The sequence below is a fragment of the Curtobacterium luteum genome, from assembly GCF_001475545.1.
Classification (GTDB): domain Bacteria; phylum Actinomycetota; class Actinomycetes; order Actinomycetales; family Microbacteriaceae; genus Curtobacterium; species Curtobacterium luteum_A.
Genome location: NZ_LDQC01000016.1, coordinates 1 through 13,801 on the forward strand (window position 1 = coordinate 1; position 13,801 = coordinate 13,801).

Sequence of the window (13,801 nt, forward strand, 5' to 3'; positions counted from 1 at the left end):
GGGCGAGCTGGGCGCACGCTTCCGCCCGGGGGGCTGGGCGCACGCTTCCGGCCGGGCGAGCTGGGCGCACGCTGCGAGGAGTCCACACGCTGCGGCGGAACGACCTCGCGCCGTGAGCACGACTCGCGCCGAGCGGCGCCGCCGGCTGCCGAGCCGGCCGGGGTCGGGCGCTCACACGTCAGGCTGGCGGCGGGGCCGTGCTCGATCGGACCACGAGTCGGACGGGCACGAGGTCCGTGCCGGCCGGCACGGCGTCACCGTCGATCTGGGCGAGGAGGTTCGCCACGGCTCGGCGGCCGACCTCGTCGAAGGACTGGTGCACGCTCGTCAGCGGCGGCCAGAACGAGTCGGCCTCGGGCGAGTCGTCGAAGCCCACCACGCTGAGCGTCTCGGGTACGGAGCGGCCGGCCTCGTGCGCGGCCCGGAGCACACCGAGCGCGGTCTGGTCGTTCGCGGCGAACACCGCCGTGATGTCCGGACGCGCGGCGATCGTCTGACCCGCGCGGTAGCCCGACTCCGTGTTCCACCCGCCGTGGAACACCGGCGGCACGACGCGACCGGCGCGCTCGAGCGTGTCCTGCCACGCGGCGAGGCGACGTGCGGCCGAGTACGACGAGGTCGGTCCGGCGACGTGCCACACGGTCTCGTGCCCGAGGTCGAGCAGGTGCTGGGTCGCGAGCCGCGCGCCGTCGGCCTGGTCGGTGTCGATCGCCGGGTGCTCGGTCGTGCCCGTGGAGTCGACGACCACCATCGGCACGCCGTCGGGCAGGGCCACCTCGGCGGTGTCGATGATGTGCGACTCGATGATGATGACGACCCCGTCGACGGCCTGCTCGTGCAGTCGTGAGAACGCCGAGCGGACGCCCTCTTCGGTGCGGGAGGCCATCGGCAACAACGTGATCGTGAAGTCTGCGGCGCCCGCGGCGTCGGCGATCGCCTCGAGGGTGCGCATGTTGCCGAACGACGCGAGCGTGAACATGATCACGCCGATCGTGCGGAAGCGGCCGGAGCGCAGGGCCCGTGCGGCGCGGTTCGGGCGGTAGCCGAGCGTGTCCATCGCCTGCTGGACACGATCGCGGGTGTCGGGGGAGACGTTGTCGAAGCCCCGAGCGACGCGGGACACGGTCTGCATCGAGACCCCGGCGGCCTCGGCGACCGCAGCCATCGACGGGGCGCGGCGCACGCCGCTGATCTCCGTGGTCACGGGGCCTCCCTCGGCGCTCGACATCGGATCGTGATCGAGCCCGACTCCGGTGACGGTAGCGCATGTTGACGTTGCCATGCTATCGTCGCGTCGTTCGATGTTGACGTCAACATCGACGCACCCGATCGCAGCACGACCGGCACCCCGAACGCCGCTCGTCTGCAGCGCCAGCACGACAAGGGAGTCACATGACCACGCTCGAAGCGCGTGCGCCAGGAGCCGCAGCTCCGGCGACGCCGCCGCGGCGCCGGACCAAGCAACGCGGCCGCTGGACCGGCTGGATGTTCGTCGGTCCGTTCGTCGTCGTCCTCGTCGCGATGCTCGTCGTCCCGATCGGCTACGCCCTCTGGCTCAGCCTCTTCCGCGACCAGCTCATCGGCGGCAACCAGTTCGTGTGGTTCGCCAACTACGTACAGCTCTTCCAGGACGCCAAGTTCTGGCAGGGGTTCGGCCGCGTCGCGCTGTTCCTCGTCGTGCAGGTGCCGATCATGCTCGTGGTCGCGCTCATCGCCGCCCTCGCGCTCGACAGCGCCCGGCTCTGGGCCTCCTCGTTCTTCCGCATCGCGATCTTCCTGCCGTACGCGGTCCCCGGTGTCGTCGCGGCGCTCATCTGGGGCTTCATCTACGGCAACCAGTTCGGTCTGACGGGCTCGATCAACTCGGCGCTCGGCATCGACCTCCTGCAGCCGTTCAGCCCCGACTGGGTGCTCGCGTCGATCGGCAACATCGTCACGTGGGAGTTCGTCGGCTACAACATGCTGATCTTCTACGCAGCGCTCCGCGTCGTCCCCACCGAGCTCTACGAGGCCGCCGAGATCGACGGCGCCGGCCCCCTGCGCACCGTGTGGTCCATCAAGATCCCGGCGCTCCGCGGCTCGATCGTCATCGCCACGATCTTCTCGATCATCGGCAGCTTCCAGCTCTTCAACGAGCCGAACCTCCTGAAGACCCTCGCCCCGAACGTCATCGGCAGTGCCTTCACCCCGAACATGTACGCCTACTCGCTGTCCTTCAGCGGCCAGCAGTTCAACTACTCCGCCACCGTCGCGATCGTCATGGGTGTCATCACTGCGGTGATCGCCTACATCGTCCAGGTGCGCGGGACCCGAGCGGAGAACCGATGAGCGCCGTCGAGACCCACACCCCGGCCGCGACCGTGACGGAGGCGGTGACCACCCGCGGACGCGGCGGGGCGGGCCGCACCCGCGCCTCCCGGCCGAACGGGACGAACGGGACGAGCGGTCGGACCGGGGCGAAGGGTCGCGGTCCCCGCGCCCGCAAGTCGACCCTGCTGCTCGTGGTGATGATCGTCATCACCGTCTACTCGCTGCTGCCGCTCTTCTACCTCGTCGTCAACGCGACGAAGTCGCAGGACGACCTGCTCAGCACCTTCGGACTCTGGTTCGGCAACGGCTTCTCGCTGTTCCAGAACATCGGCGAGACGCTGACGTACGACGGCGGCATCTACCTCCGCTGGCTCGCGAACACCGTCCTCTACGTCGTCGTCGGCGCCGGCGGGGCGACCCTGCTCGCCACGATCGCGGGCTACGGCATGGCGAAGTTCCGTTTCCCCGGTCGCCGTGCGGTCTTCGCGGTCGTGCTCGGCGCGATCGCCATCCCGGGCACCGCGCTCGCCGTCCCGACGTTCCTGCTGTTCTCGTCCGTCGGCCTGACGAACACCCCGTGGGCGATCATCCTGCCCTCGCTCATCAGCCCGTTCGGCATGTACCTCATCTGGACGTACGCGATCGACGCGGTCCCGATGGAGGTCATCGAGGCGGCCCGCATGGACGGCGCCGGCGAGTTCCGGATCTTCTTCACGATCGCACTCCGGCTGCTCGCACCCGGTGTGGTCACCGTCCTGCTCTTCGCGGTGGTGGCGACGTGGAACAACTACTTCCTGCCCCTGATCATGCTGAGCGACCCGAACCTCTACCCGCTCACGGTCGGTCTCAACCAGTGGAGCGCGCAGGCGCAGGGCGTCTCCGCACACCCGATCTACAACCTCGTCATCACCGGATCGCTCCTCACGATCGTCCCGATCGTCGTCGCGTTCCTCTTCCTCCAGCGTTCCTGGCAGTCCGGCCTCGCGGCCGGCTCCGTCAAGGCGTGACCGGTCGGACGGGAGGCGCGGGGCGGCCCCGTCACGCGCCTCCCGGCCCGGCACACAGCAGCACCACCCCTCTCCACGAAGAAGTGAAAGGCACACCAATGCACAAGCGTCTCCGGCGCGGGCTCAGCGCCCTCGCGATCGGCGTCACCGCAGCGATCGCCATGACCGCATGCGCCTCCGGCGGCTCCGGCTCCGGCGGGTCGTCCGACGACATCACCAAGGCCCTCGAGAAGGGCGGCACGCTCACCTACTGGTCGTGGACCCCCTCCGCCGAGGCCCAGGTCGCCGCGTTCGAGAAGGCCTACCCCAAGGTGAAGGTCAAGCTCGTCAACGCCGGTACCGGCAACGACCAGTACACGAAGCTGCAGAACACGATCAAGGCCGGCTCGGGCGCCCCCGACGTCGCGCAGATCGAGTACTTCGCCCTGCCGCAGTTCGCCCTGAGCGACTCGCTCGTCGACCTCAAGTCGTACGGCTTCGACAAGCTCGCCGACAAGTACGGCGCGGGCACCTGGCAGTCGGTCGACCTCGACGGCAAGGTCTACGGCCTGCCGCAGGACTCCGGCCCCATGGCGATGTTCTACAACGAGAAGACCTTCAAGGAAGCCGGCATCACCACGCCGCCGAAGACGTGGGACGAGTACGTCGCCGACGCCGAGAAGATCCACGAGTCGAACCCGAACGCCTACATCGCGGCCGACTCCGGCGACGCGGGCTTCACCACCTCGATGATCTGGCAGGCCGGCGGCCGTCCGTTCGAGGTCAAGGGCACCGACGTCACGGTCAACCTGCAGGACGAGGGCACCAAGAAGTGGACCTCGACCTGGAACCAGCTCGTCGAGAAGGGCCTGCTCTCGCAGACGCCCGGCTGGACCGACGACTGGTACAAGCAGCTCGGCAACGGTGAGATCGCCACGATGGTCACCGGCGCCTGGATGCCCGGCGTCCTGGAGTCGAGCGTGAAGGACGGCAGCGGCAACTGGCGCGTCGCCCCGATCCCGACCTACGACGGCTCCTCCGACGTCACCGCGAACAACGGTGGCTCCGCCGAGGTCGTCATGAAGCAGTCGAAGAACCCGGCCCTCGCCGCGGGCTTCCTCAAGTGGCTGAACTCCTCGCAGGACTCGATCGACGTGTTCCTGAAGTCCGGCGGGTTCCCCTCGACCAAGGCGCAGCTCACCTCGTCGTCCTTCACCGCCGAGAAGCCGGAGTACTTCGGCGGCGAGGCGATCAACGAGACCCTGTCGAAGGCGTCCTCCAGCGTCGCCGAGGGCTGGCAGTACCTGCCCTTCCAGGTCTACGCGAACAGCGTCTACGCAGACACCGTCGGCCAGGCGTACCAGAACAAGTCCGACCTGAACGCCGGCCTCGAGGCCTGGCAGAAGGCCATCGTGAAGTACGGCAACGAGCAGGGCTTCAAGGTCACCTCGAAGTAACCAGCGCACCCGTTCGATCCGAACCGGGGCCGCGCGGACACCGTCCGCGCGGCCCCGACCCCTGAAAGGCCCCTCCCATGCGCTTCGCCATCGGCGACACCGACTTCCTGCTCGACGGGGAGCCGCACCGCGTCCTGTCCGGTGCGATCCACTACTTCCGCGTCCACCCCGACCTGTGGCAGGACCGCATCCGCAAGGCCAAGCTCATGGGCCTCAACACCATCGAGACGTACGTCGCCTGGAACGCGCACGCGCCGCGCCCCGGGGTCTTCGACCTCACCGGCGGACTCGACCTCGGCCGGTTCCTCGACCTCGTCGCCGCGGAGGGCATGCACGCCATCGTCCGACCCGGCCCCTACATCTGCGCCGAGTGGACCAACGGCGGGCTGCCGTACTGGCTCTTCGCGGACGGCACCGTCGGGGTGCGCCGTGACGAGCCGGGGTTCCTCGCAGCAGTTTCGTCGTACCTGCAGGCGTTGGCGCCGGTGCTGGTCCCGCGGCAGATCGACGACGGCGGCCCGATCGTGCTCGTCCAGGTCGAGAACGAGTACGGCGCCTACGGCTCCGACCCCGTCTACCTGTCGAAGCTCGAGCAGATGCACCGGGACATCGGCCTGACGGTGCCGTTCACGAGCGTCGACCAGCCGATGGGCACCATGCTCGAGGACGGGTCGCTCCCGTCCCTGCACAAGACCGGCTCGTTCGGGTCCCGTGCCGCCGCCCGCATCGAACGCCTCCGCGAGGTCCAGCCGACCGGGCCGCTCATGTGCTCCGAGTTCTGGGACGGCTGGTTCGACAGCTGGGGCGAGCACCACCACACGACACCGGCGTCCGACAGCGCAGCCGAGCTCGACGTGCTGCTCGCTGCCGGCGGCTCGGTGAACATCTACATGTTCCACGGCGGCACGAACTTCGGCTTCACGAACGGCGCGAACGACAAGGGCGTCTACCGCCCGATCGCGACGTCGTACGACTACGACGCACCGCTCGACGAGGCCGGCCGGCCGACGGAGAAGTTCCACGCGTTCCGCTCCGTCATCGAGCGCTACGCGCCCGTGCCGCCGCTGCCGGCGTCGATGCAGCCGGGCGGATCGGGTCGACTCATCGACGACGACGACGTCGTCGCTGGTCCCGGCGTCGGCCTGGAGGCGCAGCGCGCGCCCGCTACGGACGTCGCCGTCCGTCTCGACCACGTCGCACCCCTGGCGACGCTCCTGCCGTCGCTCGCCACGTGGACCACGCACGACGCGCCGCCCACCTTCGACACGCTCGGCGCCGCCTCCGGATTCGTGCTGTACCGCACCGAGGTCGCGCTGCCCACCGGCGGCGTCCTCACCGTCGGCACCGAGGTCCGCGACCGTGCGCTGGTGACCGTCGACGGCGTCGTCGTCGGGGTCCTGGAACGTGAGCACCACGACCGTGCGATCACACTGCCGCCGGTCACCGGCACGTTGGAGCTGCTCGTCGAGGATCAGGGTCGCGTCGACTACGGTCCCCGCATCGGCGAGCCGAAGGGCCTCATCGGGGACGTCCGGGTCGACGGCGAGCTGCTGTCCCGGTGGACGGCGTCGCCGCTCGCGCTCGACCCGATCGCCCCGGCAGCGCTGGCGGTGCTCGACGCCGGTGATCCGAACGACGGCGACGTGCTCGCCGGACCGGTGTTCGCGTCCGGCTCGTTCGAGCTCGCGTCCGTCGACGACCGCTACCTGTGCCTCGACGGCTTCCGCAAGGGCGTCGCATGGGTGAACGGCTTCTGCCTCGGGCGGTACTGGTCGCGCGGGCCGCAGAAGACCCTCGCCGTGCCGGGGCCGGTGCTCCGGGAGGGCCGGAACGAGGTCGTCGTGTTCGAAATGCACGCGTCGGCGTCGCGCACGGTGTGCCTGCTCGCCGAGCCGGACCTCGGCCACACCGAGGGCTGACGCCGCGCGGCGCGCTCCGGCGTGACCGGTTCAAACGGGTGTCCCTGGTCGGAACGGGCGTACCTGGTCGAACCTTTCGACCAGGTACGCCCGTTCTTCTTCCTGATCGCATACGCACGGGGATTGTCGGGCGCGCTGGAGTACTGCGGCGGGTAGCGCCGGGGGCACGTCGAAGGGGGAACGCGATGTGGGACGTGGTGAAGGCCGCCGGCCGGGCGGTCGTGACGGTCCTGCAGGTGCTCGCCCGCGCGCTCGACGGGCTCGGGTCGAACGGCAACGTGGGCCCCGGCGCTCCGCCGACCCCGCCGCCGGCGAAGCGAGCCGAGTACCGCCCCTAGTCGGATCGGTCGAGGGCGTCGAGGGCGTCGAGGTCCTCGAGCGCACGTCGGGCGTCGGCGACGCGATCGGCTTCCGGTCGTGACCACCACTCCGGCCCGCGCTCGCCGAGGCCGTGCTTCGCCAGGCCGTTGCGGTGCCGTGCGGCAGCCAGCGCGTCCTCGTCTCCGGCCCGCCTCGCCTGCTTGACGGCGTTCCGCCCACGCCCGAGGTGCGACCGGAGTGCGGCGGCGACGTCCTCGGGGATCGCCGGGTCCGTCCGTCGCCACCGCCGACCGTCGACGACGAAGAAGTGGTCGTCGGGCTCGGCGGGCATGATCCGAGTCTGCACCGTCGGTGGTCACCGGTAGACAGGTGGCGATGAGCGAAGCACGCACGCGTCCGATGCTCGACGTCCGACGCATCTACGCCGAGGACGCCGCCCTCGCCCTGCCTCGTGGGCAGGAAGTCGTCGGTCGCTGGCCCGACGCCGAGATCGTTCCCGTCGCCTCGCACTGGAACATCCCCGAGGTCCACGGCGACGAGCGCAACGTGCAGCGGTGGGTGCGGATCAAGACCGAGGCGCTCGTCCTCGGCGTGAAGAAGTCGCTCGTCACCCGGCCGAACGGGCGCTCGGCCGACTTCATCGCCCCGTCGACCGCGAACGGCTGTGCCATGGCGTGCGCGTACTGTTACGTGCCCCGGCGCAAGGGATACTCGAACCCCGTCACGGTGTTCGCGAACATCGAGCAGATCACGAAGCACGTCGCCCGGAACATCGCGAAGCAGGGGCCGAAGAGCGAACCGAACCAGTGCGACCCCGAGGCGTGGGTGTACGACATCGGTGAGAACAGCGACTGCTCGGTCGACGCGATGATCAGCGACAACGTGCGCGACCTCTGCGATCTCTTCCGGATGACGCCGACCGCGAAGGCGTCGTTCGCGACGAAGTACGTGAACCGCGAGCTGCTCGACTGGGACCCGATGGGCCGCACCCGCATCCGGTTCTCGCTCATGCCGCACGAGACCGCGAAGGTCACCGACATCCGGACGAGCCCGATCGCCGAGCGCATCGCCGCCGTGAACGACTTCGTCGACGCCGGGTACGAGGTCCACCTCAACTTCTCGCCGGTCATCCTCACCCCGACGTGGGAGTCCGACTGGGCCGAGCTGCTGCGGCAGGTCGACGACGTGCTCTCCCCGACGGCGAAGGCGCAGCTCGCGGCCGAGGTGATCTTCCTGACGCACAACGAGCCGTTGCACGAGGTCAACCTCGGCTGGCACCCCAAGGCCGAGGACCTGCTGTGGCGGCCGGACCTGCAGGAGCAGAAGGTCTCGCAGAACGGCGCCGTGAACGTCCGCTACCGCTCCGGGATGAAGGGCCAGCTCGTCGAGCGGTTCCGGGAACTGGTGGCCGAGCACCTGCCGAGCTGCCGTATCCGCTACGCGTTCTGACCACCGGCACGCCGCGGCAGGGGTGACGCCCCGGACACGACGAACGCCCGCGCCGGATCGGCACGGGCGTCTCGTGAGGCGACGGATCAGTGACCGTCGAGCTTGTCCTTGGCCTTCTCCGTCTCGAGACGGCCTTCGCCCATGACCTGGTCCTTCTGGCCCTGGTGCTTCAGCTCGGCGTCGTCGGTGTGCTTGCCGACCGCTTCCTCGACCTTGCCGACGACCTTCTGGGTGACGTCCTTCGCCTTGTCTCCGAGCGACATGGTGTCTTCCTTCCTCCGGGAACCGCCGAGGGTCCCCGGCGCCTGTGCCACGAACACAACCAGGCCGGATCGCGCGGCTCGCGGCCGGACCGCAGGTTCGTGTCCCCCGGTTGGTTCGAACGGGGTACGGATCATGCGGGAGTGCACCGGTTCCGTGCCGACGGAGCATGCTGGCGCCACGGATGTCGTCCCAGCCCCGGACCGATCATCGGAGAACAAGTGCACATCACACGCCGAACGCTCCTCGCGGGGCTCGGTGCCGTCACGCTGCCCGTCGCCCTGGCGGGGTGCGGCTTCGTCCCGCAGGACACGGGCGGGCAGGCGGACGCGGACACCCTGACGTTCACGACATGGGGTACGGACGCCGAGCTGGCCGGTTTCCGCACCGCCATCCGAGGGTTCCAACGGGCGTACCCGGGCCGGAAGGTCGCGCTCAACGCGGTGCCGTACGAGCAGATGTTCACGAACATCGACGCGCAGCTGCAGGCCGGCAACCCACCCGACGTGTTCCGCGTGCCGTACTACTCGTTCGGCGCGTACGCCGGCCGCGGTCAGCTGCTCGACCTCTCCCGATCGCTGAATGCCGGCGTGGGCGACCGGTTCACTGCGACGGCATGGGCGGCGGTGCAGTCTGACGGCCGTCCGTTCGGGGTGCCGCACCACACCGACACCTCGGCGATCCTGGTGAACACGGACCTGATGGAGCAGGCCGGGGTGACCGAGCTGCCGCGGTCCGTCGACGAGGCGTGGACGTGGGACGAGCTCGGTGACGTCGCCGACCGGCTCCGCGGCGCCCTGCCGGACGACGTCTACCCGTTCGCCTACAACTGGCAAGGGAACGGTGTCACCCGCTGGCTGAGCCTGCTGTTCCAGGCCGGTGGTGCGTTCCTGGACGCGGATCAGAAGACCCCGGCGATCGACAGTGCTGCTGGACGCAGGGCCGTGTCCTTCGCGCAGCGGTTCTTCGAGGAGCGGTGGGTGCCGGCGAACGACTCGATCAAGTCCGCCACCTACGCCAGCGACACCTGGTACCGGCAGCGCGTCGCGATGGTGTGGTCCGGCGCGTTCCAGATCCCGGACGCCGCGCAGACCCTGGACTTCCCCTGGACGGCGACGTACGCGCCTCGGCAGGAGCGTGGCGGCAGTGACTTCGGTGGCAACGCCCTCGTCGCGACCGCGCAGACGACCAAGCCGGACCTCGCGGCGTCCTTCCTCGACTTCATCACCCGGCGCCCGCAGATGCAGGACTTCTGCGAGCGGGCGTCGTTGCTCCCGACCCGGCGCGACCTCGTCGACGGCGGGCTGCGGTTCCGGGTGCGCCCCGAGCTCACCCGCACCTTCGTCGACCAGGCGTCGGTGATCCAGCCGGAGGACGTCGCACAGGTGGCGTCGCCGGACATGGCGTCGATCATCACGGTCCTGCAGAACGGCCTCGAGGACGCCTTCGTCGGCGGGGCCGGAGCCCGGGAGACGGTCGCGACCCTGCAGCGCGGCATCGCCGCCGCGACCGGAGGACGAGCATGAGCGCGCAGACGAGCAGCCCGTCCGCAGGTGGTGCGCGCTCGACGAGCACTCGAGCCGCGCGAGCCCCGAAGCGGTCGCTCTCGGCTCGCCGTGAGGAACGCGCCGCCTACGCCTTCGTCGCACCGAACATGGTGCTCCTCGCGCTGTTCGTGCTCGTCCCGCTCGTCGGCGCGTTCGTGATCAGCTTCCAGCGCACGAACGGGTTCGGCGCGGCCGAGTGGACCGGCCTCGCGAACTACCAGCGGCTGATCGGCGATGCGCTGTTCTGGCGGGCCCTGCTCAACACGGTCCTCTTCACGGTGCTCGTGACGCCGATCTCGATGGGGCTCGGACTGCTCGCAGCGCTGCTCCTGAACAGCGTCCTGCCGGCCCGGGGGTTCTTCCGGTCGGTGCTCATCACGCCGATGGCGGTGTCCGGCGTGGCGACGGCACTCATCGGGGTCCTGGTGTTCGACCAGAACTCCGGCGTGCTGGACGCCCTCCTGGGACTCGTCGGCATCAGCTCGGTGCAGTGGCAGTCCGACCCGACCGCGGCGTTCGCGTCCGTGGTCCTCGTGACGATCTGGTGGCGGGTCGGCTTCAACATGCTCATCTACCTCGCCGGACTGCAGGGCATCGGCCCGGAGCTCCCGGAGGCGGCGATGCTCGACGGTGCCGGCTGGTCGCGACGACTCCGGTCGATCACGGTGCCACTCCTCGGCTCGTCGACGTTCTTCCTCACCGTCCTGAACGTCATCTACTCGTTCCAGGTGTTCGACATCGTCTTCGTGCTGACCGGCGGCGGACCGAGGAACGCCACGTCGGTGCTCGTGACCTACGCCTACGACACCGGCTTCGTCACCCGCGACCAGGGCTACGCGGCCGCGATCGGCATGGTGCTGCTCCTCATCGCCGTGGTGTTCGCGATCGCGCAGTGGCGCGGCAGCGGGAACCGGGACCTCGCCGGATGACCGCGCAGTCGCAGCCCGGGCCGCACCGCCTGACCACCCGCAGCGCCGGCACCGCTCCGCACCGTCGTCGACCGGCCGGGCGCGCACGGAGCCTGTTCGTCCTCCGCACCGTCGTCGCGGTGGTCGTCGCGCTGATCGTCATCGCACCGCTCTACTGGATGGTCGTCGTCGCGTTCTCGCCGCGGTCCGAACTGCTCGGTGGGACCGTCCGGTTCTTCCCACGGACGCTCACCCTGGAGAACCTCGACCGCGTGTTCTCGTCGTTCCCGGTGGTCGAGTGGCTCGGCAACTCCACCGCGATCGCCGTGTCGGTCGCCGTGCTCACCACGGCGATCAGCCTGCTCGCCGGGTACGCGTTCGCGCAGCTCCGGTTCCGCGGGTCGACGGTGCTGTTCTTCATCGCGTTGGCCACCCTCGCCGTACCGGTCCAGGTGATCATGGTGTCGCTGTTCCGGATCGTCACGGGCCTCCACCTGTACGGCACCTACTGGGCGGTCATCCTGCCGAGTGCGGCCTCGGCGTTCGGAGTGTTCCTCGCCCGGCAGTTCCTGCTCGGGATCCCGAAGGAGCTCATCGAGGCGGCGCGGATCGACGGCGCCGGGCACGCGGGCGTCTTCTTCCGCATCGTGCTCCCGATGTCCCGTCCGCTCATCGCGGTGCTGTTCTTCATGAGCCTGCTGCAGGCGTGGAACGACTTCGCGTGGCCGCTCATCGCGCTGCGCGAGAACCGCCTCTTCACGCTGCCGATCGGCCTGCTCTACCTGCAGGGGCAGTTCGGCTCGGACTACGGCGCGACCATGGCGTTCGCCCTGCTCGACGTGGTGCCGATCCTCGTCGTCTTCCTGGTGTTCCAACGCTGGTTCGTGCAGGGTTTCGCACGCAGCGGCCTGCGCTGACGCGCCACGGGCGGACGGGAGGCACGGTGCGGGCCCGCACCGGGCCTCCCGTCCGCTCTCCGGTCGCGTCGCGACCCGGCCCGCCGGGCCAGGAGCGTCGGATCAGGGGACGAGGCGGTCAGCGTGGTAGCGCTCGAAGAGCTCGGCGAACGCGCGCTCGGTGCGCCGGAAGGCCGTGAACCCGGCCTCACGGCTCTTGCCCATGTCGGTGACGACCTCCATCGCGCGACCGAGGTCGGCGTCGGTGTGCCACCAGGACGCGAGCCGCGTGATGTCCGACTCGGCGAGGCCGTGCCGCTCGACGATCCCGGGCCATGCCTGCTCGTAGGGCGCCATCTGCTCCTCGAGGGGCCGGGCCACGCCCTCGAACCCGACGACACGCGCCGGGTCGACGCCGAGGTGCGCGGCGAGCCGCGGCCACATCCAGCGCCAGCGGAACACGTCGCCGTTCACGACGTTGAACGCCTCGTCCGCCCCCTCGGGCGACGTCGCCGCCCAGACCATGTGCTCGGCGAGGATGCCCGCGTCGGTCATGTCGGTGAGGCCGTTCCACTGCGCCTCGCTGCCGGGGAAGACGAAGTCGAGGTCGAGCTCCTTCGCGAGCGTCGCCTGCACGGCGATCGTGAGGCCCATGTTCATGGCGTTGCCGACGGCGTGCCCGATGACGGTGTGCGAGCGGTGCACCGACCACGTGAAGCCCTGGCGCGCGGCCGCAGCGAAGAGCTCGTCCTCCTGCGCGTAGTAGAAGTTCGGGGTGTCGAGGCGCGGCTCCTCCTCGTGGAACGGGGTGTCCGGCATCTCGCCCGCTGCGTACGCCTCGAAGGGCCCGAGGTAGTGCTTCAGACCGGTGACGAGGGCGACGTGCGCGAGTGGTGCGTGCGAGAGGGCCGCGAGGAGGTCTCGCACCATGCCGCCGTTCACGCGGATGTTCTCGGACTCGGTGTCCTGCCGCTGCCACGCGGTGAAGAAGACGTGCGTCGGACGTTCGTCGGCGAGTGCCGCCTGCAGCGACCCGGGATCACGGAGGTCGGCGGCCACGGTGCGGACGCCGTCACGGGGGAGCGGTCGCCGGGAGAGCGCGGTGACGCCCCACCCGAGGTCGAGGAGGTGGTCCACCAGCGCGGAGCCGGTGATGCCGCTGGCACCAACGACGAGGGCTTCGGGACGGACTGGCGTCGGTTCGGTGGTGTTCGTCATCGTGGTGGTGCAACGCCCGCGGACGACAGGTGTTCCCTACCGGGGGCGTCGGATCCGGATCGGTCCCTTGGCGGTCGACGGGTCCACGACGCTGCCGTGCTGGGTGATCTCGACCTCGCCGCGCGCCACCATGCGCCGGGCGGCCCGTCGCGCCGGTTCCATGAGGTCGCGCCAGCCGTCCGGGGCCAGGGCTCGTGCGGCGTCCGACGGGCAGATGCTCGACGACCGGGACCGTGCCGCGAGCAGTTCGTCGATCCGCTGCTCGAGCGCCCGGTCGGTGGCGTCGATGCCGTGCTTCCGGCACGCGGCCGAGCAGTACTTCGCGTCCGGGGCCGCGGAGGAGGGCATCCGGCGACCGCACGACGCGCAGGTCCGCTCGGCGTGCTCCGCCTCGTTCGCGGCAGCGTCGGCCTCGGTCCTGATCGCGCGTCCCATGCGACCATCCTGTCCCCGTTGTCCGGTCCGGTACCCAGCCCAGGCTCGGCTGGCACCATCGACCAGGTGAGCCCCGTTCCCGATGCCGTCCGTC

The 13,801-nt window shown here is 70.0% G+C and carries 14 protein-coding genes; 9 read left to right on the forward strand and 5 right to left on the reverse strand.

Features of this window, described 5'->3' with window-relative positions; translation table 11 throughout:
* Positions 1 to 178: 178 nt before the first annotated feature.
* Positions 179 to 1,165 (reverse strand): LacI family DNA-binding transcriptional regulator, encoded by a 987-nt coding sequence (locus NS184_RS02815; RefSeq protein WP_193750377.1) that lies wholly within the window; start codon positions 1,163 to 1,165, stop codon positions 179 to 181.
* 227 nt (positions 1,166 to 1,392) lie between these two features.
* On the opposite strand from NS184_RS02815, the gene NS184_RS02820 reads away from it, so the two are divergent.
* The 5 genes from NS184_RS02820 (at position 1,393) to NS184_RS18170 (ending at position 7,010) form a co-directional block, all read left to right on the forward strand.
* Positions 1,393 to 2,328 (forward strand): carbohydrate ABC transporter permease, encoded by a 936-nt coding sequence (locus NS184_RS02820; RefSeq protein ID WP_058724630.1) that lies wholly within the window; start codon positions 1,393 to 1,395, stop codon positions 2,326 to 2,328.
* Entirely contained in the window at positions 2,325 to 3,317 is a 993-nt protein-coding gene (locus tag NS184_RS02825; protein WP_083513399.1) for a carbohydrate ABC transporter permease, read from the forward strand. The genes NS184_RS02820 and NS184_RS02825 overlap by 4 nt, the downstream gene beginning before the upstream one ends.
* A gap of 98 nt (positions 3,318 to 3,415) precedes the next feature.
* Positions 3,416 to 4,753, forward strand: a complete 1,338-nt coding sequence (locus NS184_RS02830) for an ABC transporter substrate-binding protein (protein WP_152998025.1) — start codon at positions 3,416 to 3,418, stop codon at positions 4,751 to 4,753.
* Between the two features lie 77 nt (positions 4,754 to 4,830).
* Complete coding sequence (locus tag NS184_RS02835; RefSeq protein ID WP_058724632.1) at positions 4,831 to 6,672, forward strand: glycoside hydrolase family 35 protein; 1,842 nt, start codon at positions 4,831 to 4,833, stop codon at positions 6,670 to 6,672.
* Positions 6,673 to 6,857: 185 nt separating this feature from the next.
* Positions 6,858 to 7,010: a hypothetical protein gene (locus tag NS184_RS18170; protein WP_193750375.1), complete on the forward strand. Its 153-nt coding sequence runs from the start codon at positions 6,858 to 6,860 to the stop codon at positions 7,008 to 7,010.
* Here NS184_RS18170 and NS184_RS02840 read toward each other — a convergent pair.
* On the reverse strand, positions 7,007 to 7,324 hold the full coding sequence (locus NS184_RS02840; RefSeq protein WP_058724633.1) for a hypothetical protein: 318 nt from the start codon (positions 7,322 to 7,324) through the stop codon (positions 7,007 to 7,009). The genes NS184_RS18170 and NS184_RS02840 overlap by 4 nt on opposite strands.
* 44 nt (positions 7,325 to 7,368) lie before the next feature.
* Here NS184_RS02840 and NS184_RS02845 point away from each other — a divergent pair, with 44 nt between their 5' ends.
* On the forward strand, positions 7,369 to 8,442 hold the full coding sequence (locus tag NS184_RS02845; protein WP_083513404.1) for a spore photoproduct lyase family protein: 1,074 nt from the start codon (positions 7,369 to 7,371) through the stop codon (positions 8,440 to 8,442).
* Positions 8,443 to 8,528: 86 nt separating this feature from the next.
* On the opposite strand, the gene NS184_RS17675 is transcribed toward NS184_RS02845, so the two are convergent.
* A complete protein-coding gene (locus tag NS184_RS17675; protein WP_152998026.1) occupies positions 8,529 to 8,705 on the reverse strand; it encodes a CsbD family protein in 177 nt (58 codons plus the stop codon).
* A 219-nt stretch (positions 8,706 to 8,924) separates the two neighbouring features.
* Here NS184_RS17675 and NS184_RS02850 point away from each other — a divergent pair, with 219 nt between their 5' ends.
* Genes NS184_RS02850 through NS184_RS02860 form a run of 3 tightly spaced genes read left to right on the forward strand, consistent with a single transcriptional unit; the run spans position 8,925 to position 12,075 of the window.
* The gene (locus tag NS184_RS02850; protein ID WP_058724634.1) at positions 8,925 to 10,229 is read left to right on the forward strand and encodes an ABC transporter substrate-binding protein; all 1,305 of its coding nucleotides are present in this window, start codon (positions 8,925 to 8,927) and stop codon (positions 10,227 to 10,229) included.
* Positions 10,226 to 11,179 carry a carbohydrate ABC transporter permease gene (locus tag NS184_RS02855; protein ID WP_083513400.1) on the forward strand — a complete coding sequence of 318 codons (954 nt, stop codon included), beginning with the start codon at positions 10,226 to 10,228 and terminating at the stop codon, positions 11,177 to 11,179. The genes NS184_RS02850 and NS184_RS02855 overlap by 4 nt, the downstream gene beginning before the upstream one ends.
* Positions 11,176 to 12,075 carry a carbohydrate ABC transporter permease gene (locus NS184_RS02860; RefSeq protein ID WP_083513401.1) on the forward strand — a complete coding sequence of 300 codons (900 nt, stop codon included), beginning with the start codon at positions 11,176 to 11,178 and terminating at the stop codon, positions 12,073 to 12,075. Before NS184_RS02855 ends, NS184_RS02860 begins: the two co-directional genes overlap by 4 nt.
* Positions 12,076 to 12,177: 102 nt before the next feature.
* On the opposite strand, the gene NS184_RS02865 is transcribed toward NS184_RS02860, so the two are convergent.
* Together NS184_RS02865 and NS184_RS02870 are read right to left on the reverse strand one after the other, a co-directional pair.
* Positions 12,178 to 13,272 carry an SDR family oxidoreductase gene (locus NS184_RS02865; protein ID WP_058724635.1) on the reverse strand — a complete coding sequence of 365 codons (1,095 nt, stop codon included), beginning with the start codon at positions 13,270 to 13,272 and terminating at the stop codon, positions 12,178 to 12,180.
* Between the two features lie 36 nt (positions 13,273 to 13,308).
* On the reverse strand, positions 13,309 to 13,707 hold the full coding sequence (locus tag NS184_RS02870; RefSeq protein ID WP_058724636.1) for a DUF3253 domain-containing protein: 399 nt from the start codon (positions 13,705 to 13,707) through the stop codon (positions 13,309 to 13,311).
* Positions 13,708 to 13,801 lie beyond the last annotated feature (94 nt).